This is a genomic window from Streptomyces sp. NPDC050315 (assembly GCF_040655775.1).
GTDB lineage: Bacteria > Actinomycetota > Actinomycetes > Streptomycetales > Streptomycetaceae > Streptomyces.
The window spans coordinates 1,572,294-1,593,836 of record NZ_JBFAKN010000001.1; the positions used below are offsets into that span (position 1 = coordinate 1,572,294).

Here is a 21,543-nt window from a genome sequence, read left to right on the forward strand (position 1 = left end):
CCTCATTCCCCGCCGCGGAGGATGGAGTTGCCCTCGTGCAAGGCACCCGGGTCGGCGATGTCGAGGGAAAGCCGGCCACTCTGACCGTAGAAGGCGACAGGATTGCGCCACAGCACCTGATCCACCTCATCGTCGGAGAATCCGGCGGCGAGCATGGCCTCGCCGACGTGCCGGGTCTTGAGCGGATCGCTGCGGCCCCAGTCGGCCGCGGAGTTGACCAGCACCCGCTCCGTGCCGTGCACGCGGAGGATCCGCACCATCCGTTCCGGGTCCATCTTGGTGTCCGGATAGATGGAAAAGCCCAGCCAGCAGCCACTGTCAGTGGCATCCCCTACGGTTGTTTCATTGAGATGGTCCAGGACGACGCGATCGGGGGGAAGGTCGGATTCGCGCAGGACGTCGAGGGTGCGTTTGAGCCCGGCGGCCTTGTCGCGGTGGGGGGTGTGGACGAGGGCCGGGAGGCCGTGGTCAGCGGCCAGTTGGAGCTGAGCGGCCAGGGCGGTGTCCTCGGCCGGGGTCATCGAGTCGTAGCCGATCTCGCCGACGGCGACGACCGAGTCTTTTACGAGGTAGCGGGGCAGGGCGTCGAGGACGGGGGTACAGCGGGGGTCGTTCGCCTCTTTGGGGTTGAGCGCGATGGTGCAGTGATGGGCGATGCCGTGCTGGGCGGCCCGGAAGGGCTCCCAGCCGAGAAGGGAGTCGAAATAGTCGAAGAAGCTCGCCGGTGAGGTCCGCGGCTGTCCCAGCCAGAAGGCCGGCTCGACGAGGGCACGCACGCCGGCCGCGTACATGGCCTCGTAGTCGTCGGTGGTGCGGGAGGTCATGTGGATGTGCGGATCGAAGATACGCATCGGGGTTACGCCTCCTCGGGGGACGGGCCTTCGGGGGACGGATCGGAAGACGGGCCGGCGGACGCGTCGGCGGACAGGGGGGACAGCTGGGTGAGAGCGAGCACGCGAGGGAGATCGTCGGGTACGGGGCGACCGGCCGAGGTGCGTTCACGGGCGTAGTCGCCGAGCATGCGGGCGAGTTCGGCGTCGCCGCGCGAGCGTTCGGCGAGACCGGCGACGGCGTCCACCGATACCCCGGTGAACAGGCACTTGAGTACGGCGTGCCGCCAGGCGTGCGCATCGAGGTGCCGTGCGGCGTACGGGCCCACGGCCGCGGCGACCAGCCGCGTGTCGTTCGTCCGCAGGGCGTCCTCGATGAGCGCGAGACCGTGCCGGTCGTCTTTGCGTGTCGCTTTGGTCGTGCCGGTCGTACTGGTCGTACCGGTCGTCGTCCCGGTCGTGCTGGTCGTGCCGCCCGTGTGCAGCGGTAGGTGCGGGAGTGCGAGGAGTACGGCCCGGCGTTCGGCGGCCGTGCCGTGCTCGTACAGCCGGGTGACGGTGGCGCCGTCGGCGCGGGCGGCGCACAGGATCAGCACCCGCGCGGCCTCGGCGGCCTCCGGGTCGGCATGATGCGGCGGTTCCCTCCGCACGCAGTGCCGGCCGGCTGAGGCGAATCGGGCCTCCCATCGGGCCGCCCAGGGGGAAGCGGTGGCCGGTGAGGTGGCCTCGGTCAGAGCCTCGGACCGGGCCTCGGTCAGGGCCTCGTCGAGCCAGGTGCGGGCGGTGTCGCCGAGGCGGTCGCGGAGTGTCTTGCCGAGGCGGGCGGTCCAGGGGTCCTCGGGGGTTAGCACGAGACACCTCCTACGCGCCCGGTGGCGGAGGGCTGGGCCGGGGTGGCCGGGCAGTGTGATGTGCGGAGGTGTGAACTGGCGAGGTCTGAACTGACGAGGTCTGAACTGGCGAGGTTGGAGCGGAGGAAATGGAGAGAGGTGCGGGCCAGTTCGGGGCCCGCGTGGGAGTGGCGGGGCAGCTCGACGCTGACCAGGCCGCGGTAGGCCGTGTCGCGGAGAGCGGCGAGTACCGGCGGGAAGTCGATCTCGCCGTCGCCGAACGGGAGATGTTCGTGTACGCCGCGGCGCATGTCTTCCAGCTGGACGTGCCGGGTCCAGGGCGCGGCGGCACGGATGCAGTCGGCGGGCGGGGCCGGTTCCAGGCACTGGCAGTGGCCGATGTCGAGGGTCAGCCCGAGTACGTCCGGGGCGGGCGCGCCCATGACCGTACGGAGGTGGTGGAAGCCGGCGAGGTCGGAGAGGAGGTGACCGGGTTCCGGTTCTACGGCGAGCGGTAAGCCGGTGTCCGAGGCCGCCGCGGCAACGGGGTACAGGGCGGCGGCGAGGCGCTGCCAGGAGTCGGTGTCCGTGCTGCCGGGGTCGCGTACGCCGCTGAAGCAGTGGACGGCGGTGGCGCCGAGGTCCGCGCCGACGCGTACGGCGGTGCGCAGCAGGTCGGTGCGGGCGGCGCGAGCGTCCGGGTCGGGGTCGATGAGAGTGGGGTGGTGTTTGCGGCGGGGGTCGAGTACGTAGCGGGCGCCGGTCTCGATCGCGACGGCGAGGCCCGTGTCGCGCAGGGTGTCGGCCACTCGCGCCGTGCGGGCGGCCAGGCCCGGGGCGAGGGGGTCGAGGTGCATGTGGTCGAGGGTGAGTGCGACGCCGTCGTAGCCGAGGTCGGAGAGGAGGGTCAGGGCGTCGGTCAGGCGGAGGTCGGTGAGGCCGTTGGTTCCGTAGGCGAGGCGGAGTGGCGGCGCTTCCGCTTCCGGAGAGGGGGGCCTTGTCGAGGGCACCGGCGGGGGCGTCGGGGTCATGTCGGGCTGACCTTTCGGGACAGGCGACGGGCGACGGGGATGAGCGCGAGGACCGCGGCGCCGGTGGCCGGCGCACCGGCTCGTGCGGCGAGGGCCGCCTGCAGCGGGATCATCGCGCGGATGCCGCCGCCGACGGCCCGCTGGAGGAAGTGGGGTGACGGGTTGAGCGCGGCGACGAGGAGGGGGCGGGCGGCGGTGGCCGCGTAGCCCGCGGCGAGGAGAGGGGGTGCGAGTGTTGCCGGGGTGAGTGTGAGTGCCGGCCGTCGACTGCCGGTGCAGGCTTTGCCGCTTTGCGGGAGTGGCGAGGCTGCGGCGCCTTGCAATGGGCGCGGGGTCGCGGTGCCTTTCGCGGGCGGCGGGGTTGCGGTGCCTCGCCCAGCTGGGCGGGCCGCGGTGGCTTGCGCGGCTGGGCGGGCTGCGTTGGCCTGCGGAGACGGCGGGGCTGGGTTGGGCGGCGCGAGTGGTCGGGTTGCGATGCTGCCCTGGGGCGGGCGGAAGGGGAAGCGGCCGCCGGCTGCCGCGTTGGCGAGGGCGGTTACGGCGGCGAGGGCGAGGAGGGGGAGGGACGAGGAGGAGCCCTGGGCTTCGCGGCGGGAGACGGTGGTGACGGTGAAGGTGTGCGCCCCGAGCAGGGCGGCCGAGGGGAGGGCGCGGAGAGCCGCCGTTGTGTGCGGATGGGGGGTGGGGGCCGTACCGGTGCCGGTGCCGGTGCCGGTGCCGGGAGCGGTACGGCGGATACCCACACCGGTACCCGACCTCGTCCCCGTACTCGTACTGCCACTTCCCGTTGTTGCGACGGCGCCCTGGAGGAGGTCGAGGGCTCGGGCGCAGGCCATGGCAGTGGGGCCGGCGGGGGTGTTTTTGAGGTGCAGGTCGTAGGCCCAGACGGTGGCAGCCAGGGCGGTGGCGGTGGCCAGGGCCGGGCGGCCCGCCGCCGCCGCGCACGCCAGCCCCGCCGCCGTCAGCCCGCCGGCCGCTGCGAGGGCCGCGCCGGGGGTGATGCGGCCGGAGGGGATGGGGCGGTGCGGGCGTTCGAGGGCGTCGATGTCGCGGTCGGCCCAGTCGTTCAGGGTCATGCCGGCTTCGTACAGGCAGAGGGAGGAGCAGGCGGCGAGCGCGGTACGGGCGTTGGGGCGCAGCCCGGCGGCCGCGGCCCCGGCGAGGAGGTCGCCGGGGACGCTGGCCGGAGCGGAGATCCGGAGCAGCTCCGCCCAGGCACGGAGTGAGTGGCGGGGGCCCTCACCGTCGGAACCGCCGAGGGGGCCGAGGCCCCCTCCGGCCGGCCCACGACGCGGGTGGCCGACTCCCTCGCCGCTCGGGCGGCGCGACATGGACACTGCCGACGCCGACACCACCGGGACGACCGGGGCCGCCGGTACCGCCGGAACCGAAGCGGAAGCCGAAGCCGACGCCGAGCGCGAAGCCGACACCCGCGCCGACCCGGCCCTCCGGAAGAACCGTGGAAGGGGGATCATCTCTGCGCCTCCCGGAGTTGGGTGGCGAAGGTGGTGGTGAGGGCCGTGTACTGGTCGGACAGGGCGGCCGGGCCGTTGTCCGGGTCCTTGAAGTAGAAGCCGAGTCCGGGGAGCGGGCCGCTGAGGCCGGCCGCGTGGGCGGCCGCCACCAGGCGGGCCAGGTCCAGTACGAGCGGGGCGGCGAGGGCCGAGTCGCAGCCCTGCCAGATGGTCTGGAGGATCACCCGGCTGCCGAGGAAACCGTCGACCGCGACATGGTCCCACGCCGTCTTCCAGTCACCGAGTGCCGGCACGTTGTCGATGTGCAGCTCGCCGGACGGCAGTTCGCCGAGGGTGTCGCGGAGTACGGCGGCCTTGCCCGCGTTCTTCGCGGCAGCGGCGGCCGGGTCGGCGAGTGCGGCACCGTCTCCCCCACCGAGCAGGTTCGTACCGGACCAGGCCCGTACGTTCAGCGCGCGCTGCGCCAGCATCGGCGCGAGCGCTGACCGCAGCAGGGTCTGGCCGGTCTTGCCGTCCCGGCCCGCGTACGGGAGGCCACTGCAACGGGCCATGTCGCGGAGGAGGGGATGGTGGAGGCCGGTGGAGGGCGTGAAGTTGACGTACGGGCAGCCGGCACGGAGGGCGGCGAGCGCGTACAGGGAGCTGGCCGGGAGCCGATCATCGCCCGACCCCGACCCCGGCCCCGGCCCCGGCTCCGTCGACGCCACGTTGATGACGACCACGCGGTCCAGCCCATGAGTACGGCGGAACGCGCGGAGGTCGGCGGCGAAGGCGGCGGTCAGCGCCTCGTCGTCACGAGTATCGCCCGGCTGCGGGCCACCCGGGCGGATCTCGACGTCGGCGGCGGCGAGTTCGGCGTGTACCGAACGGGGCAGGCCGTGCGGCAGGACGCCGCCGGCGGCGAGTTGCTCGGCACGCTTCGGCAGCGGGCAAGAGGTGATGTCATGGCCGCCGAAGACCAGCGAGGCGAGCGGCGGCAGCGGAACGTCGGCGAACGCGGCGGTCTCGGTGACCATGCCGGTCGGCTCGTGCAACCCGGCGGCGAGCGCCGCGCACCCCGCGACCACGGTCGTCGCGACCGACCCCCGCGCACCGATCAGCCACACTCCCGTACGACCGGAACCACCACGATCACCGGAATCGCCGGAGCCACCGAAACCAACGCCACTTCCCGCACCCGTGCCCGTATCCGCACTCACCGCTCCCCGCCCTTCCCCGCCACTTCCTTCGCTTCCTTCAGCTCCTTGATCCGAATGTGGCGGAAGGCCACCCGGTCCTCCGAGCCATGGTTCTGAATGCCGATGTAACCCTGGCGCAGGGAGCGGGCCGGGTCCTGGTTGGTGAAGTCGTTGATCTTGCGGCCGTTGAGGAAGACCTTCAGGCGTTCGCCCTGGACGCGGATCTCGTAGGTGTTCCACTCCCCCGGCGGGTTCAGGGCCGCGTCCCGGGCCTCGATGTCCGCGGCCTGGAAACCGTAGACGGAGCCGGTGGTGTGGTCGGGGGTGTCGGTGGCGTCGATCTGGATCTCGTAGCCGTTGTTCACCGCCGACCAGGGGTCGTCGGAGGCGGGGAAGCCCACGTAGACGCCCGAATTGTCATCGCCGGACTCGCTCGCCATCTTCCAGTCCAGCTTCAGCGAGTAGGCGTGCTGCTCCTTGGCCGCGTACCAGAGCATGCCCATGCCGCCCGTGGAGGTGAGCGTGCCGTCGTCCTCGTTCAGGGTGAAGGAGCCGGGGCCCGCTTGCTTCCAGCCCTTCAGGCTCGCCGCGGTGCCGTCGAAGAGGGCGGTGTATCCAGTCTCCGGTCGGCAGTCGGCCTGAGCCCGGCCGGTCGCATATTGGATACCGCCGAGGAGGTGGGTGCGGAAGGCGGGCTCGGCGTAGGACTCCTTGGTGTGGCCGGCGCCCGTGTAGAAGGCGCGGCCGCCGCGGTACTCCTGGCACCAGGCGAGGGGGTGGTCCCCGCTCATCGTGCCGCCGGTGTACGTCGACTCGTCGAGGGTGGCGAGGACGTGGGCGCGCTCGCGCGGGTTGGTGCGGTAGTTGTACCACTCGTCGGTACGGTCCCAGGCCGCCGCCAGGTGGGCGGTGGCGGGATGGGCCCGGTCCTCGACGCGTACGGTGGCGGGCTGGATGGCCGGGTGCGACTGGAAGTACGCGCCGGCCAGGCCGCCGTAGAAGGGCCAGTCGTACTCGGTGTCGGCGGCCGCGTGCACCCCGACGTAGCCGCCGCCCGCTCCGATGTACTTCTCGAAGGCGGCCTGTTGGGTGTCGTCGAGGACGTCGCCGGTCGTGGAGAGGAAGACCACGGCGTCGTAACGGGCGAGGTTGGCATCGGTGAAGGCGCCGGCGTCCTCCGTCGCGTCGACGGCGAAGCCGTGCTCCGCGCCCAGGTCCTTGACCGTGGCGATGCCCTGCGGAATCGAGTCGTGGCGGAAGCCGGCGGTCTTGGAGAAGACCAGGACCCGGGCGTCGTCGGCCGCGCCCGCACCCTCCTGGGGCGCGGCCGTGCCGGGCAGCGCCATGGTCGCGAGCAGGGCGGCGGCCGCCACGGCGGTGATGCCGAGCCGCCGTACGGCATGCCGTCTTGCGGTGGGTCGGGGCAGGGACATGTGCGGAGTCCTTCCTCCAGCAGCGGGGGGTGGCTGGGCAAGGGGCCTCGGGGCGGATGCGGCCGGGCGATGGGGCGGGCGAGGGGCGGGCGGGCCACCTGGCCCACCCGCCGTTCCGCCCGTCAGTGCAGCGGTGTCACAGATGTCACCGCTGTCGCTGGTGTCACTTCGTGGTGATCTGGAAGTCGTCCACGTCGTACAGCGCGCCCGTGCCGGTGCCCTTGAAGACGAGGTAGAGCGTCGTCGTCCCGGCGGGCGGCTTGGCGATGTCCGTGCTGACGTCGGTGTACGTCTCCCAGCCGCCGGTCACCGGCACCTTCGCCGTGCCGAGCAGCCTGCCGTCGGGCTTGCCCGTACGGATCTCCAGCGTGCCGCCGGTGCCCGCGGAGGCGACCCGGGCGGTCAGCTTCGTGGCGTCGGAGACGCGGTACGGGGTGAAGCCGATCCAGTCACCATTGTGGATATTGCCTACAGTCTTCCCGCCATGGGCCGGCGTGTGGTTCACGGCCGACACGCCCTCGGAGGAGCTGTAGTGCTCGGCCTGGCGGTGCTTCGGCTGGGTGATGCTCTGGGCGTGGGTGGTCAGCGCCGGCTGGCCGTTGGCGCCCTTGTCGGTGTACTCGGCGTCGAAGACACCGAAGATGTTGGCGTTGGCATCGTGTTCACCGTCGGCCAGCGTCTGGATGGTGCCCTCGCAGCCCTTGGCCGAGGTGACGGCGTGGCCGTGGCTGTCGTGGCCGAGGATGTGGGTGACGGTGACCTTCGAGCAGTCGATCTGGCCGTCCTCCGGGTCGGTGACCTTGACCTTGAAGGGGACCTTGTCGCCGAAGGTGAAGAGCTGGCCGTTGCCCGGGAGTTCGAGCGTCACCTTGGGGGCGGTGTTGCCGACCGTGAGGTGCACGCTGGCCGAACCGGTGCGGCCGGACGGGTCCTTCGCGGTGACGGTCGCCGTGTAGGTGCCGTTCTTCTTGTACGTGTGGGACGGGTTCTGCGCGGTGGACTTGGTGCCGTCGCCGAAGTCCCAGTTGTAGGTGATCGCGTCACCGTCGGCGTCGGTCGCGCTCGCACCGAACTGCGCCTTCAGCGGCGCCTGGCCCGAGGTGCGGTCGACCTTGGCGTCGACGACCGGTGAGTGGCCGTCGGTGGCGTTTTCGATGCGGTACAGCGCGGAATTCGCGTCGCCGTTGAAGTAGCCCGTGCCGTAGTCGAGTACATACAACGCGCCGTCGGGGCCGAAGGCCATGTCCATGACCTGGGTGCCGTTCCAGGGGAAGGCATTGATGGACTGGACGGTGCCGTCGTCGGTCTTCTCGATGCGCTTGATCCAGCGGCGGCCGAACTCGCCGGCGAAGTAGTCGCCGTCGTACGCCTCGGGGAACTTCACCTTGGAGTCCAGTGCGGCGTCGTAACGGTACACCGGGCCGCCCATCGGGGACTCGGATCCGCTGCCGAACTCCGGTACGGAGGCGTTGTCGTACGGGATCCACGCGGCCTGGGCCGGGGGCAGGTCGGTCAGGCCGGTGTTGTGCGGCGAGGTGTTCTTGGGCGCGGCGCAGTCGAATGCCTCGCCGGACTTGCCGGTGGCGAAGTCGTAGTCGATGAAGGCATCGTTGTCGCCGGTGCAGTACGGCCAGCCGTAGTTGCCGGCCTTGGTGACGCGGGCGAACTCGACCTGGCCGGCCGGGCCGCGGGTCGGGCTGGCGGCGCCTGCATCCGGTCCGTAGTCGCCTACATACACAATCCCGGTGGGCTTGTCGACACTCATCCGGAAGGGGTTGCGGAAGCCCATGGCGTAGATCTCGGGCCGGGTCTTCTCGGTGCCGGGCGCGAAGAGGTTGCCCTCGGGGATGTCGTACGAGCCGTCGGCGTTGACCTTGATGCGCAGGATCTTGCCGCGCAGGTCGTTGGTGTTGCCGGAGGTGCGCTGGGCGTCGTACGCCGGGTTGCGGTCGGCGCGCTCGTCGATGGGCGTGTAGCCGTCCGAGGCGAACGGGTTGGAGTCGTCGCCGGTGGAGAGGTACAGATTGCCCTGCGCGTCGAAGTCGATGTCGCCGCCGACGTGGCAGCAGGTGCCACGCGAGGTGGGCACCTCCAGGATCTTCTTCTCGCTGGCGGTGTCCAGCGTGCCGTCCTCCTTGAGGACGAAGCGGGACAGCCGGTTCAGGCCGTCGAACTTGGCGAAGTCCGCTGCGGTGCCGTTGTCGGGCGCATCACCGGCGGGGGTGTCCAGCGGCGGGGCGTAGAACAGGTAGATGAACCGGTTGTCCTTGAAGCCGGGGTCGACGCCGACGCCCTGCAGTCCTTCTTCGTCGTGCGTGTATACAGGGAGCTTGCCGGCGACCTTGGTGTAGCCGGTGGCGTCGGTCAGCCGGAGCGTGCCGTCGCGGGACGTGTGCAGGACCGAGCGGTCGGGGAGGACGGCGAGCGTCATCGGCTCGCCCATCTCGGCCTCGCCCTTGGCGAGGGTGACCTGCTGGAAGTCCTCGGCGGCGGCTGCTTTCGCGGTCGGCGCTGCGGAGGTGGGGGTGACGCCGATCGCGAGCGAGCCCGCGGCGAGCAGGCCGCCCGTGAAAAGAGCCAGGGTGGAGCGGATTCTGAGACGTCTTCTGTGCACGCGGTGCCTCCCGGGCGGGTTGATAGTGCCGTGCGGTGGGCGGTGCTGGGAGTTCAGTGCGCTGTGCGAGCCTCATGTACATGTACGTGACACCAGGGGCGAAGGTAGTCGCGTTTGCTCGCTACGGATAGACCTTTGACGTGGGTGATGGGGACTTCTGCCCCCAGAAGGACAAAGACGAATGACCCGTCAGCTGAAAGGCGAATGACCCGTCAGCTGTCCGCGCTGCCGAAGGCCGCGTCGAACGACGCCGTCGGCGGGTCGTAGTCGTACGCCTTGAGCCGGGCCAGCGCCTCGGGGGCGCCCTGCAGCCGGTCCATTCCGGCGTCCTCCCACTCGACCGACACCGGCCCCTCGTACCCGATCGAGCGCAGCATCCGGAAGCAGTCCTCCCACGGGACGTCGCCGTGACCTGCCGAGACGAAGTCCCAGCCGCGCCGCGGGTCGCCCCAGGGCAGGTGGGAGCCGAGCCGGCCGTTGCGGCCGTCGAGGCGCTTCCTGGCCTCCTTGCAGTCCACGTGGTAGATCCGGTCGCGGAAGTCCCAGAGGAAGCCGACCGGGTCCAGGTCCTGCCAGACGAAGTGGGACGGGTCGAAGTTGAGGCCGAAAGCCGGTCGGCGGTCGACTGCATCCAACGCCCGCTGGGTGGTCCAGTAGTCGTATGCGATCTCGCTCGGGTGGACCTCGTGGGCGAAGCGGATGCCTTCGGCGTCGAAGACGTCGAGGATGGGGTTCCAGCGCGTGGCGAAGTCCTCGTAACCGCGCTCGATCATCGCCTCGGGGGCCGGTGGGAACATGGCGACCAGGTGCCAGATCGACGAGCCGGTGAAGCCGATGACGGTGTCGACGCCGAACGCGGCGGCCGCGCGGGCCGTGTCCTTGATCTCGGCGGCGGCGCGCTGCCGTACGCCCTCGGCCTCGCCGTCGCCCCAGATGCGGGCGGGCAGGATTGCCTCGTGTCGCTCGTCGATGATGGCGTCGCAGACCGCCTGGCCCACCAAGTGGTTGGAGACCGCCCAGCACTTGAGGCCGTACTTGTCGAGCATCGCGTGGCGCGAGTCGAGGTAGGAGGGGTCGGCGAGCGCCTTGTCCACCTCGAAGTGGTCGCCCCAGCAGGCGAGTTCCAGTCCGTCGTAGCCGAAGTCGCGGGCCATCCGACAGACCTCTTCCAGGGGGAGGTCGGCCCATTGACCGGTGAAGAGAGTGAACTGGCGTGGCACGGTACGGACCTCCTCAGGCCGATACGGGCGCGTCTACGGGGGTGTAGACGCAGTTCTTGGCGGCGCTCTCCTCGACGGCGGCCAGTACGCGCTGTACGCGCAGCCCGTCGGCGAAGGATGGCGCGGGTTCGGTGCCGGCCGCGATGGCGTGCACCAGGTCGCGGGCCTGGTGGACGAAGGTGTGCTCGTATCCGAGGCCGTGGCCCGGCGGCCACCATCCCTCCAGGTACGGGTGGTCGGGCTCGGTGACCAGGATGCGGCGGAAGCCGGCCGCCTCGGCCGGTTCGGTGTGGTCGTGGAAGGACAGCTCGTTGAGGCGTTCCAGGTCGAAGGCGAGCGAGCCGCGGTCGCCGTTGACCTCGATGCGAAGGGAGTTCTTGCGGCCCGCCGCGACCCTGCTGGCCTCGAAGGATGCCAGCGCGCCCGAGGCGAACCGGCCGGTGAACAGCGCCGCGTCGTCCACCGTCACCTCGCCCGTGCCGCCGCCCGAGGGCAGCGGCCGCTGCCGTACGAAGGTCTCGGTGACCGCCGAGACGCCCGTCAGCGGCTCGCCGGCGAGATACTGTGCGAGGTCGACAATATGCGCGCCGAGGTCGCCGAGCGCGCCGGAGCCCGCGCTGTCCTTGTGCAGCCGCCAGGTCATCGGGGCCAGCGGGTCGACCAGCCAGTCCTGGAGGTACGTGGCGCGCAGCTGGCGCAGCGTACCGATGCGGCCCTCCTCGACGAGGCGGCGGGCGAGCGCCATCGCGGGCGTGCGGCGGTAGTTGAAGCCGACCATGGCGATCCGGCCGCGGGCCCGCGCCGACTCGGCGGCGGCCGACATGGCCTCCGCCTCCGCGACGGAGTTGGCCAGCGGCTTCTCGCACAGGACGTGCTTGCCCGCTTCGAGGGCCGCGACGGCGATCTCGGCGTGGCTGTCGCCGGGCGTGCAGATGTCGACCAGGTCGACGTCGTCGCGGGCGATCAGGGCCCGCCAGTCGGTCTCGGCCGCGGCCCAGCCGAGGCGGTCGGCGGCGTTGCGTACGGCACCGGCGTCCCGTCCGCAGATGGCGTTCATGGCGGGGCGCAGCGGCAGGTCGAAGACCCGGGCAGCGGTGCGCCAGCCCTGGGAGTGCGCGGCGCCCATGAAGGCGTAGCCGACCATGCCGATCCCCAGTGCGGGGCGGCCGTCGGGGCTGGGGTCCTTCGCGTTGTCGTCCATGCATCACCTCATCGGTGGTGGTCAGGTGTGGGGAGCGCGGGCGGGGCCCGGGTGGCGCGGTCCGGAGGATGCGCCACGCCGTCCGTCAGTTGAATCCGGTCGGCAGGTAGTCGTCGACGTTGTCCTTGGTGACGACCGCCGAGTACAGGGTGATCGAGGCGGGGATCTCCAGCTCGGCCATGCCGCTGACACCCTTGCCCTGGCCCAGCGCGCGGGCCAGGTCGATGGCGGAGGCGGACATCGTGGGCGGATAGAGCACGGTGGCCTTCAGGACGGAGTTGTCCGCCTTGATGGTGTCCATGACCTTGCGGGAACCGGCGCCGCCGACCATGAGGAAGCCGTCCCGGCCCGCCTGTTCGATGGCCCGCTCGGCGCCCACGCCCTGATCGTCGTCGTGGTTCCACAGTGCGTCGAAGTCGGGGTGCGCCTGCAGCAGCCCGGCCATCTTGGACTGGCCCGACTCGACGGTGAACTCGGCGGCCTGCCGGCCCACCTTCTCGATGTTGGGGTAGTTCTTCAGGGCGTCGTCGAAGCCCTTGGTGCGCTGCCGGGTCAGCTCCAGGTTGTCGATCCCGGCGAGCTCGATGACCTTGGCGTTCTTCTTGTCCTTCAGCTGCTCGCCGATGTAGTGCCCGGCGTTGAGGCCCATGCCGTAGTTGTCGCCGCCGACCCAGCAGCGGTACGCCTGCTGGGAGGCGAAGACCCGGTCGAGGTTGACGACGGGGATGCCGGCCCGCATGGCCTTCAGGCCGACCTGGGTGAGCGCCTTGCCGTCGGCCGGCAGGATGACCAGTACGTCGACCTTCTTGTTGATCAGGGTCTCGATCTGCCCGATCTGCTGGGCGGTGTCGTTCGACCCTTCGGTGATCTCCAGGGTGACGTCCTCGTACTGCTTCGCGCGCTCCTTGGCGTTCTGGTTTATTGCATTCAGCCAACCGTGGTCTGCCTGCGGTCCGGCGAAGCCGATGGTGACCTTCTTGCCGGGCTTGTCGTCGACTCCCCCGGCCTGCTGCTTGCCGGTGCTGCCCGAGGCGTTGTTCTCGTTGCTGGTGCAGGCGGTGAGGAAGGCACCGGCGGAGACGGCCGCGGCGCCGAAGAGCATGTTCCTGCGGCTGGTCGACGGAAACTGTGGGGTGCGCTCTGTCATGACTTGCGGCCCTTCTGTACCAGTACGGCGGCGACGATGATGGCGCCCTTGGCGATCTGCTGGACGGCGGTCTCCAGGTTGTTCAGGGCGAAGAGGTTGGTGATCGTGGTGAAGACGAGGACGCCCAGGACGGAGCCGGTGATGGTGCCGCGGCCGCCGCTGAGGAGGGTGCCGCCGATGATGGCCGCGGCGATGGCGTCGAGTTCGTAGAGGTTCCCGTTGGTGTTCTGGCCCGAGCCGGTCAGCACGATCAGCAGGAAGGCCGCGATGCCGCAGCACAGCCCGGACAGCAGGTACAGCAGCAGCCGCTGGCGGCGTACGTCGATGCCGGCCAGCCGGGCCGCTTCCGGGTTGCCGCCGACCGCGACGGTGCGCCGGCCGAAGGTCGTACGGTTCAGCAGCAGCCAGCCGGCGGCCGTGACGACGGCGAAGACCAGCACGATGGGCGGGATGCCGAACAGGTACGCGTCCCGGCGGCCCAACGCGAGCACCGGCTCGACGGACACCACCTGGGTACCGCCCTGGCTGATCTGCAGCGCGAGGCCGCGTGCCGAGGCGAGCATGGCGAGCGTGGCGATGAAGGGGACCATGCCGCCGAACGACACCAGCAGCCCGTTGACCAGCCCGCAGCCCAGGGCCACCAGCAGCGAACACAACAGGATGCCGCCGAGGCCGTACGACTGGGTCGCCACCGTCGTCGCCCAGACCGTCGCGAGCGCCACCATCGCGCCGACGGACAGGTCGATGCCGCCGCCGATGATGACGAAGGTGACACCGACGGTGACCACACCGATCACGGACGCCTGGGTGAGGACGAGCTGCAGGTTCTGCACGCTCAGGAACTGCTCGGGCTTGGTGAGCGCGCCGACCAGTACGAGTGCGGCGAGCACCCCGAGCAGCGAGAGGTTGCGGACGTCGGGGCGGCGGCGGGCGCGGGCGTGCCGGGTGTCGCCGGCGGCCGAGGCGGCGGGGCCCGGGGGCGCGCTGCCCGCCTCGGCCGGGAGGGCGTGTCCTTCGGAGGTGTTCACGGGCGGTCTCCTCGCGGGTTCGGGGCCGACGTGTCCTCGGGGGCGGTGCCTACGGAATCCCGTGCGTGGAATGCGGAATCTCGTGGGCTGCATACGGAATCCCGTGGGGTGGATGCGGAATCCAGTACGGGCACGGGTCCGGGGCCGTCGCTCATCACCAGGTCCAGCACCCGGTGTTCGTCCAGTGCCGCCGCCTCGCCCTCGTGCACGACCCGGCCCTCGCGCAGGACGAGCACCCGGTCGGCGAGTCCGAGCACCTCGGGCACCTCGCTGGAGACCAGCAGAACGGCAAGGCCGTCGTCCGCGAGCCGCCTGATCAGCGCGTACAGCTCGGCGCGCGCGCCGACGTCCACGCCGCGGGTCGGCTCGTCCAGCAGCAGTACGCGGCAGCCGCGGAGCAGCCAGCGGGCCAGTACGGCCTTCTGCTGGTTGCCGCCGGAGAGGGTGCGGACCGGGCGGTCGGGGTCGTCGGGGCGCAGCGAGAGGCCGCGGGTGGCGGCCAGGGCGCCGGCCCGTTCGGCGGGCCGGTTCAGCCAGCCGGCGCGTGCGAAGTGCGGCAGCGAGGAGAGGGAAACGTTGCGGCTGACGGATTCCAGGAGCAGCAGCGCCTGGGACTTGCGCTCTTCGGGGGCGAGGCCGAGGCCGGCGCGTACGGCGGCGGTGACGCTGCCGGGGCGCAGCGGTCGACCGTCGACCAGCACCCGTCCGGCGGTGGGCCGCCGTGCACCGTATACGGTCTCCAGTATTTCCGAGCGGCCCGACCCGACGAGTCCGGCGAGCCCGAGGATCTCGCCGGGGTGCAGCCGGAAGTCGACCGGCCCGAACTCACCGTCGCGGGCGAGCCCTTCGACGCTGAGGACGGGGGCGGGGCCGTCCGGGGCCGCCTGCGAGGGGTCCGAGTACGCCGGTTCCGTACGGTCGGTGGCCGCGCGTCGTTCGGGGAAGACGTACTCGACGTCGCGGCCGGTCATCAGGGCGACGATGTCGCGAGTGGGGGTGGCGTGCGCATCGAGGCCGCGGGCGGCCGTGCGCCCGTCCTTCAGTACCGTCACACGGTCGCCGATCCGCCGGATCTCCTCCAGTCGGTGCGAGATGTAGACGACGGCGACGCCGGAGGCGGTGAGCGCGGCGACGATGCGGAAGAGGTTGTCGACCTCGTCGGGGTCGAGCGCGGCGGACGGCTCGTCCATGACGATCAGCCGTACGTCGTGCGAGAGGGCGCGGGCCATGGACGCGATCTGCTGCCCGGCAGCAGAGAGGCGGCCGACGAGTGTGCCGGGGTCGATCTCGGGATGGCCGAGGCGGGCGAGCAGTTCGGCGGTCCGCTCGCGGGCCTCCCCGGTGCGGAGGAAGCCGCCGGTGGCGCACTCGTGGCCGAGGAAGACGTTCTCCGCGACGGACATGTGCTCCACCAGGTCCAACTCCTGATAAATGGTGGCGATGCCCAGCCGCATGGCGGCGATCGGGGACTTGAGGGAGACGGTCTCCCCGCGCCAACGGATGGTGCCGCCGTCGGGCTGGTGGGCGCCGGCCAGCACCTTGATCAGGGTGGATTTGCCGGCACCGTTCTGGCCGAGCAGGCAGTGCACCTCGCCCGCGACAACGTCCAGGTCGACGCCGTCCAGCGCGCGGACGCCGGGGAAGGACTTGGTGATGCCGGCCATGGTGAGCAGCGGTCCGGCGGATTCGTGTGCCGCGGGCGGCGGTGGTGCGGGGCGGTGCGCTGGTGCCATGACGGGCCTCCTCGGCGGTACGCCGGTGAGCGGGCAGGGCGGAACAGGGCGGTGCGGTTCAGGGCCGAGCGCGTACGGGCATGCAGCATCGCGAGCTGACGGTGCGTCACTCGATGGCGGTGCAGTGGTACGGCAGTGCGTGAGCAGTGGTACGGCAGTACTTGCGCTGGTACGGCAGTACTTCAGCGGTGCGGTGGAGCGCGGTTCCTCAGCCCCCGGCCATGCGAGCGGCCTCAGGGGCGTGACTGCATGACTCAGGCAGGCGAAAACAGGTGGTCGCTGATCAGCCGGGCCGCGCCGGTCACCCCGGCCAGCGGCCCCAACTCCCCCAGAACAATGGGGAGGTTACCGGTCGCCAGCGGCAGCGACTGGTGGTAGACCTGCGTACGGATCGCGGCCAGCAGTGTGTGGCCGAGGCCGGTCACACCGCCGCCGATCACCACGAGGCCCGGGTTGAAGAAGCTGACGAGGCCGGCGATGACCTGCCCGGTGCGGGTACCGCCATCCTTGATCAGTTCCAGTGCGGTGGCATCACCGGCCGAGGCGGCCACGGACACGTCCGACGCGGCGAGCGCGCCCGCCGCCTCGAGACGAGCCGCGAGCGTGACCGAACGGCCGTCGCGCGCCGCGTCCTCCGCGTCGCGAGCGAGCGCGGCACCGCCGAAGTACGCCTCCAGACAACCCGCGTTGCCGCAGGCGCAACGGCGGCCGTTGGGCTCGACCTGGATGTGCCCGATGTCGCCGGCACTGCCGGTCGTACCGCGGTAGACCTCGCCGCCGACGACGATGCCGCAGCCGATGCCCGTGCCGATCTTGACGCAGAGGAAGTCCTGCGAGGTACGGGCCACGCCCGCGTGCTGCTCCCCCAGCGCCATGAGGTTCACGTCGTTGTCGACCATGACCGGGCAGCCCAACTCCTGGCTGAGCGCCTCCCGTACGGGAAAGCCGTCCCAGCCGGGCATGATCGGGGGCGCGACGGGCACGCCCTCGGGGAAGCGGACCGGGCCCGGCACACCGATGCCCGCCCCGTCGAACCCCTCGGCGAGCCCGCTGTCCTTCAACTTGGCTGCGAGCGCGAGTACTTGCTCGAATACGGCGACCGGTCCGGCCCGTACATCCATCGGCTGCGTGAGGTGACCGAGCACCTCCAGCTCGGCGTTGGTGACCGCTACGTCGACGGAGGTCGCGCCGATGTCGACGCCGAGAAAACGCAGCGAGGGCGCGAGCCGGATGTTGTGGGAGCGGCGGCCGCCCCGGGAGGCGGCCAGCCCGTCGGCGACGACGAGGCCGGTATCCAGTAGCCGGTCGACTTCCACCGCGAGCTTGGAGCGTGACAGGTCGACCTGGTCGCCCAGCTGAGCACGGGAGTTGGGCCCCTGGTCGCGCAGCAGGCGGAGGAGCCGTGCCTGGTGCGCGTTCGCGGGCCTCGCCGTCATGCGCCTCACGCCGCCCTCCAGCCGTACTCGGCACCGTCGAAATTCTGGTGGCGCCCGGTGCGTGCGGGCGGGCCGTTTTCGGCCGTCCCACCGGGCTTTCGAGGGGAACGTAGCAGCGCTTGTCCTAACGAGGAAGTACTACGGACAGAATCCGCACCGACTTTCTCCTGACTCGGGACAAAGTTTTGCGCACGGGTAAGCGGGGCTGCGCTATCCACGATCACCGGCGAGCGATGCCTCTACGATCAGCGGCGAGGGAAAGGGGACCGGGTGGTGGACCGGCACATACGTACAGTCGACGATGTACTGAAGCTCCTGGACGCCCTGTTCGCGCCGGAGGCGGACCGCTGGACGACGGGCGGGGCCTCCTGGTGGGACGACTTCTACGCGGACCGCACCAAAGAGGTGCCGTTCTTCGCGGCGAAGCCGGACGAGAGCCTGGTCTCGTACCTGGAACGCGGGCTGATCACGCCGGGGCGCGCCCTGGATCTGGGCTGCGGGCCGGGCCGTAACGCCCTCCACCTGGCCTCATTGGGCTTCGAAGTGGACGCCGTCGACCTCTCCCCCACTGCCATCTCCTGGGCCGAGGACCGCGCCCGCGAGGCCGGTACCGGGTCCGGGTCCGGGTCCGGCACCAAGGTCACCTTTCACTGCGGCGACGCCTTCGCCCTCATCGGCACCGAAGCGGCCGACGGCGCACTCGCCGGTCCGTACGACCTGATCTACGACTCCGGCTGCTTCCACCACCTGCCGCCGCACCGCCGCATCAGTTACCTCGCGCTCCTCGACCGGGCGCTCGCCCCCGGCGGTCACTTCGGACTGACCTGCTTTGCGGCCGGAGGGATGGGCTCCGAGGTGCCCGACGAGGAGTTCTACCGCCGGTCCGAATCCGGGCTGCACGGCGGGATCGCCTACACCGCGGAGTCGCTGCGCCGGATCTTCTCCGATCTGGCGGAGGTGGAGCTGCGCCGTATGCACGACGAGCCGCCGGAGTCCCCGCGCTTCGGTGAACCGTTCCTCTGGACGGCACTGTTCCGGAGCGCCGGGGCCGCCGCCCGGCCGTAACGGCCACTGCCCAACGAACTCCCGCGTCTCGTACGGCTCTTCAGGAATCCTTGGCGCGCACCCGCTGGCGGTACGCTTGGCGGGTGTGCTCGGTGTGGGTGCGCATCATCTCTGCGGCGCGGGGCCCATCGCCCTCGGCGATCAGCTCGATCAGCTCGCGGTGCTCGATCCAGGACTGCTGGCCGCGCTGCCGGGCGACCGGCGTGTGGTACCAACGCACCCGCCGGCCGACCTGCTCGGCCAGCTCGGCCAGCACAGCGTTGCCGGCCATCTCTACGATCTTGGCGTGGAACTCCGCGTTCGCGGCGACGGCCAGATCCACGGCGTCGGCGCGCACCGCCTGCTCACCCCGGTTGCACAGCTCCCGCAGCTCCTCGATGCCGTTCCTGGGGTTACACGCGATGGCGGCGAGCCTGGCAGCCTCCGCCTCCAGCAGGGTCCGCACGCTGAGCAGCTGGTCGGCCTCCTGCTCGGTCGGCTCGTGGACGAACGCGCCCTGGGCGGGGCGCAGATCGACCCAGCCGTCGGTGTTCAGCCGCTGCAGCGCCTCGCGCACCGGCTGCCGGGAGACGCCGAGATGACCGGCGAGTTCACTCTCGACCAGATGCTGGCCGGGCTGGAGCGCGCGGGTCGTGATCAGTTCGAGCAGTGCTTCATAGACACGCTCGCGCAACGGGCCGGGGCGTTCGAGCTTCGGCACGGCCCCTTGCGGCAGCCCAGTGGACAGCATCGCGTCCCCCTCTACGACTCGGACGCCGGCACTCCGCGACTCTACGGCTCCGCGACTCCGGGACTCGGAGACACCGGACGGCGATTGGTTATCGTCTACAGTCTACCGAGCGCAACCTACCCCACACAGCACGCTTCGGTGATCCGTATCACCTCAACGAGCGGACTGGGCTTCGGTTTCCCTGCGTCGAACCGGACTTGGCGGGTACGCGGGGAGCCCTGCACGTTCACGAGAGGAGGAGCCCGGACCATGTCGAAGATCGAGGAATCGGTCGAGGTGGCCGTCCCGGTGCCGGTTGCCTACAACCAGTGGACACAGTTCGAGGAGTTCCCCCGGTTCATGGACGGGGTCGAGCGCATCGAGCAGCGCACGCCCACACTGACCCACTGGGTCACCAAGGTCGGCGGAGTGACCCGCGAGTTCGACGCGGAGATCACCGAGCAGATCCCCGACGAGCGGGTCGCGTGGACCACCGTGGAAGGCGAGGCGCGCCAGGCCGGCGTGGTGACCTTCCACCGCCTCGACGACCAGCACACCAAGGTGATGCTTCAGATGGAGCACGATCCGGAGGGCATCGCCGACACGGTCGGCGACAAGCTCGGTTTCGTCCGCCGTCAGGCCACCGGTGACCTCGGCCGCTTCAAGGAGTTCATCGAGCACCGCGGCACGGAGACCGGCGCCTGGCGAGGCGAGGTCTGACCCGTGGCGCGACACACCCACTGACCCCGGACACGGCGGCCCGGCCGGAAAGCACCTCTCCGACCGGGCCGCCGTCGCGTTGCGGTGAGCACCAAACGAGGGGCGGCAGACGGAGACGACGACGGTGTGCGCGTACTGCGGGTGGGCTGCGATCTCACCCTCCATGTGCAGGACAATGAGATCGTCAAGGTCACCTCGCCGCACAACAACCCGGTGACCCATGACAACCTCTGCGTCAAGGGCCGCTTCGGCTACCAACACGTACAGAACCGGGACTGAGCAGAACCGGAACGGACGGGACTGATCACTTATGGGACGGGTCACCGAGCGACGGCGTGTCATCCGGATCCGCGACGGAGCCGTGAGCACCCGCCCGGACACCCTGGTCGCCGAGGAGCCGCTGGAGATCCGGCTCGGCGGCAAGCCGCTCGCCATCACGATGCGCACGCCCGGCGACGACTTCGCGCTCGCGGCCGGCTTCCTGGTCAGCGAGGGTGTGCTCGGCAGCGCGGCGGAGCTGGCGAATATTGTCTACTGTGCGGGGGCGACCGACGACGGGAGCAACACGTACAACGTAGTCGACGTGCAGCTCGCGCCCGGTGTCGCCGTCCCGGACATCACCCTGGAACGGAACGTCTACACGACGTCCTCGTGCGGGCTGTGCGGCAAGGCGAGCCTGGACGCGGTGCGGACCACGGCGCGCTTCGCGCTCAAGGACGACGACGCGATGACCGTCGAGCCGGCCACGCTCTCCGTACTCCCCGACCGGCTGCGCGCCGCTCAGCGGGTGTTCGACCGTACCGGCGGGCTGCACGCGGCCGGACTGTTCACGGTCGACGGTGAACTGCTGGACCTGCGGGAGGACGTCGGTCGACACAATGCGGTCGACAAAATCATCGGGCGGGCGCTGCAGCAGGACCGGCTGCCGCTGTCCGACACGGTCCTGATGGTCTCCGGGCGCGCCTCCTTCGAACTCGCCCAGAAGGCCGTGATGGCGGGCATCCCCGTACTGGCGGCGGTCTCCGCGCCGTCCTCGCTCGCCGTCGACCTGGCCGCCGAGACCGGCCTCACCCTGGTCGGCTTCCTGCGCGGCAGCTCGATGAACGTGTACGCGGGCGAGCACCGCATCGCCCTCGGCTCGCTGGACTGACGGCCTACAGGAAACAACGGAGACTCAGAGACTGACGGCCTTCAGGGAGCAACGAGTACTGGTGGGCTGACGACCCATTAGGGGGCAGACGGGCCCGGTCGGCGGGGTGCGCCCCCCCTGTGCCGACCGGCCCTCCCGACTGCTCGCTACGGAAGCACTGCCCGCCGCGGAAGCCGATGACCCGTCAGCTGCAGCGGTCGCCCAGCCCCGGTGTCGCGATACGCGTCAGCAGGTCGATGAGCTGGTCGCGCTCGGCGGGGCTGAGGGCGGCGGTCAGCTCCGCGTTGGCCGCGTCGCCGAGCTTCTGCGTGCGGCGCAGCGTACGGCTGCCGGCCGACGAGATGGTGACGGCGTTCTTGCGGCGGTCGCGTGGGTCGGGCGCGCGGGTGACCAGTTCCTCGGCCACCAGATCGTTGACGATCATGACCATGTCCTTGGGGTCGATGCTCAGGCTGCGGCCCAGGTCCGCCTGGGAGACGGGGCCCAGTTCGGCTACGGCCGACAGCACGGCGTGGTGCATCATCCGCATGCCCTCGCGGGCCAGTGCGTCGGCGACGAGCCGGTGGCCGCGTGCCGCGGCACGGCCGAGGAGCCAGCTGGGGAGGGCACGGATGCGCGTGGGTACATAGGGGGTTTCGGCCATGCCCTCAGCCTATCGAGCGAACGCAAAAAACGTTGGGACGTCCAACGGCTTATTGGATACCGTTGGGGCGCCCAATGTTTCCGTGTCCCCTGGAGGTACG

Annotated in this window: 18 protein-coding genes and 1 pseudogene; 4 read left to right on the forward strand and 15 right to left on the reverse strand. The window is 70.8% G+C overall.

The features are described 5' to 3' along the window. Positions 1-2: 2 nt before the first annotated feature. The 13 genes from AB0I82_RS06760 to AB0I82_RS06820 all read right to left on the reverse strand — a co-directional run bounded on the left by AB0I82_RS06760 (position 3) and on the right by AB0I82_RS06820 (position 17,156). Positions 3-851 (reverse strand): TatD family hydrolase, encoded by an 849-nt coding sequence (locus AB0I82_RS06760; RefSeq protein ID WP_363255975.1) that lies wholly within the window; start codon positions 849-851, stop codon positions 3-5. A gap of 5 nt (positions 852-856) precedes the next feature. Next, positions 857-1,681 (reverse strand): EboA domain-containing protein, encoded by an 825-nt coding sequence (locus AB0I82_RS06765; protein WP_363255976.1) that lies wholly within the window; start codon positions 1,679-1,681, stop codon positions 857-859. After that, a complete protein-coding gene (locus AB0I82_RS06770; RefSeq protein ID WP_363255977.1) occupies positions 1,675-2,691 on the reverse strand; it encodes a sugar phosphate isomerase/epimerase family protein in 1,017 nt (338 codons plus the stop codon). Before AB0I82_RS06770 ends, AB0I82_RS06765 begins: the two co-directional genes overlap by 7 nt. Then, a complete protein-coding gene (locus AB0I82_RS06775) occupies positions 2,688-4,166 on the reverse strand; it encodes an SCO3242 family prenyltransferase (protein ID WP_363255978.1) in 1,479 nt (492 codons plus the stop codon). Before AB0I82_RS06775 ends, AB0I82_RS06770 begins: the two co-directional genes overlap by 4 nt. Beyond that, on the reverse strand, positions 4,163-5,272 hold the full coding sequence (locus AB0I82_RS06780) for an inositol-3-phosphate synthase (RefSeq protein ID WP_363256101.1): 1,110 nt from the start codon (positions 5,270-5,272) through the stop codon (positions 4,163-4,165). Before AB0I82_RS06780 ends, AB0I82_RS06775 begins: the two co-directional genes overlap by 4 nt. An 89-nt stretch (positions 5,273-5,361) precedes the next feature. Further along, entirely contained in the window at positions 5,362-6,690 is a 1,329-nt protein-coding gene (locus tag AB0I82_RS06785; protein ID WP_363256102.1) for a ThuA domain-containing protein, read from the reverse strand. Between the two features lie 250 nt (positions 6,691-6,940). Continuing rightward, positions 6,941-9,391, reverse strand: coding sequence for a PQQ-dependent sugar dehydrogenase (locus tag AB0I82_RS06790; protein ID WP_363255979.1), 2,451 nt, complete (start codon positions 9,389-9,391; stop codon positions 6,941-6,943). 212 nt (positions 9,392-9,603) lie between these two features. Next, positions 9,604-10,611, reverse strand: a complete 1,008-nt coding sequence (locus AB0I82_RS06795) for a sugar phosphate isomerase/epimerase family protein (protein WP_363255980.1) — start codon at positions 10,609-10,611, stop codon at positions 9,604-9,606. Between the two features lie 13 nt (positions 10,612-10,624). Continuing rightward, positions 10,625-11,812: a Gfo/Idh/MocA family oxidoreductase gene (locus AB0I82_RS06800; RefSeq protein ID WP_363255981.1), complete on the reverse strand. Its 1,188-nt coding sequence runs from the start codon at positions 11,810-11,812 to the stop codon at positions 10,625-10,627. An 85-nt stretch (positions 11,813-11,897) separates the two neighbouring features. After that, positions 11,898-12,959 carry a substrate-binding domain-containing protein gene (locus tag AB0I82_RS06805; RefSeq protein ID WP_363255982.1) on the reverse strand — a complete coding sequence of 354 codons (1,062 nt, stop codon included), beginning with the start codon at positions 12,957-12,959 and terminating at the stop codon, positions 11,898-11,900. Further along, positions 12,956-13,987 carry an ABC transporter permease gene (locus AB0I82_RS06810; RefSeq protein WP_363255983.1) on the reverse strand — a complete coding sequence of 344 codons (1,032 nt, stop codon included), beginning with the start codon at positions 13,985-13,987 and terminating at the stop codon, positions 12,956-12,958. The genes AB0I82_RS06805 and AB0I82_RS06810 overlap by 4 nt, the downstream gene beginning before the upstream one ends. After that, positions 13,984-15,720 carry a sugar ABC transporter ATP-binding protein gene (locus AB0I82_RS06815; RefSeq protein ID WP_363255984.1) on the reverse strand — a complete coding sequence of 579 codons (1,737 nt, stop codon included), beginning with the start codon at positions 15,718-15,720 and terminating at the stop codon, positions 13,984-13,986. Before AB0I82_RS06815 ends, AB0I82_RS06810 begins: the two co-directional genes overlap by 4 nt. Before the next feature lie 254 nt (positions 15,721-15,974). Beyond that, a complete protein-coding gene (locus AB0I82_RS06820; RefSeq protein ID WP_363255985.1) occupies positions 15,975-17,156 on the reverse strand; it encodes an ROK family transcriptional regulator in 1,182 nt (393 codons plus the stop codon). 273 nt (positions 17,157-17,429) lie between these two features. Between AB0I82_RS06820 and AB0I82_RS06825 the strand changes: the two genes are divergently transcribed. Beyond that, positions 17,430-18,221 carry a methyltransferase domain-containing protein gene (locus AB0I82_RS06825; RefSeq protein ID WP_363255986.1) on the forward strand — a complete coding sequence of 264 codons (792 nt, stop codon included), beginning with the start codon at positions 17,430-17,432 and terminating at the stop codon, positions 18,219-18,221. Positions 18,222-18,261: 40 nt separating this feature from the next. Here AB0I82_RS06825 and AB0I82_RS06830 read toward each other — a convergent pair whose 3' ends face one another. Further along, positions 18,262-18,951, reverse strand: a complete 690-nt coding sequence (locus AB0I82_RS06830; RefSeq protein WP_363255987.1) for a GntR family transcriptional regulator — start codon at positions 18,949-18,951, stop codon at positions 18,262-18,264. Between the two features lie 249 nt (positions 18,952-19,200). Between AB0I82_RS06830 and AB0I82_RS06835 the strand changes: the two genes are divergently transcribed. From AB0I82_RS06835 to fdhD, 3 genes and pseudogenes are all read left to right on the forward strand, one after another. Next, positions 19,201-19,650 carry an SRPBCC family protein gene (locus AB0I82_RS06835; RefSeq protein WP_363255988.1) on the forward strand — a complete coding sequence of 150 codons (450 nt, stop codon included), beginning with the start codon at positions 19,201-19,203 and terminating at the stop codon, positions 19,648-19,650. Between the two features lie 106 nt (positions 19,651-19,756). Then, positions 19,757-19,929 (forward strand): annotated as a pseudogene (locus AB0I82_RS06840) (Fe-S-binding domain-containing protein); the annotation flags it as partial. A 31-nt stretch (positions 19,930-19,960) separates the two neighbouring features. Beyond that, positions 19,961-20,800: a formate dehydrogenase accessory sulfurtransferase FdhD gene (gene fdhD / locus AB0I82_RS06845; RefSeq protein ID WP_363255989.1), complete on the forward strand. Its 840-nt coding sequence runs from the start codon at positions 19,961-19,963 to the stop codon at positions 20,798-20,800. A 184-nt stretch (positions 20,801-20,984) separates the two neighbouring features. Here the strand turns inward: fdhD and AB0I82_RS06850 are convergent, their stop codons facing one another. Continuing rightward, positions 20,985-21,443 carry a MarR family winged helix-turn-helix transcriptional regulator gene (locus tag AB0I82_RS06850; RefSeq protein WP_363255990.1) on the reverse strand — a complete coding sequence of 153 codons (459 nt, stop codon included), beginning with the start codon at positions 21,441-21,443 and terminating at the stop codon, positions 20,985-20,987. Between the last annotated feature and the right edge of the window lie 100 nt (positions 21,444-21,543).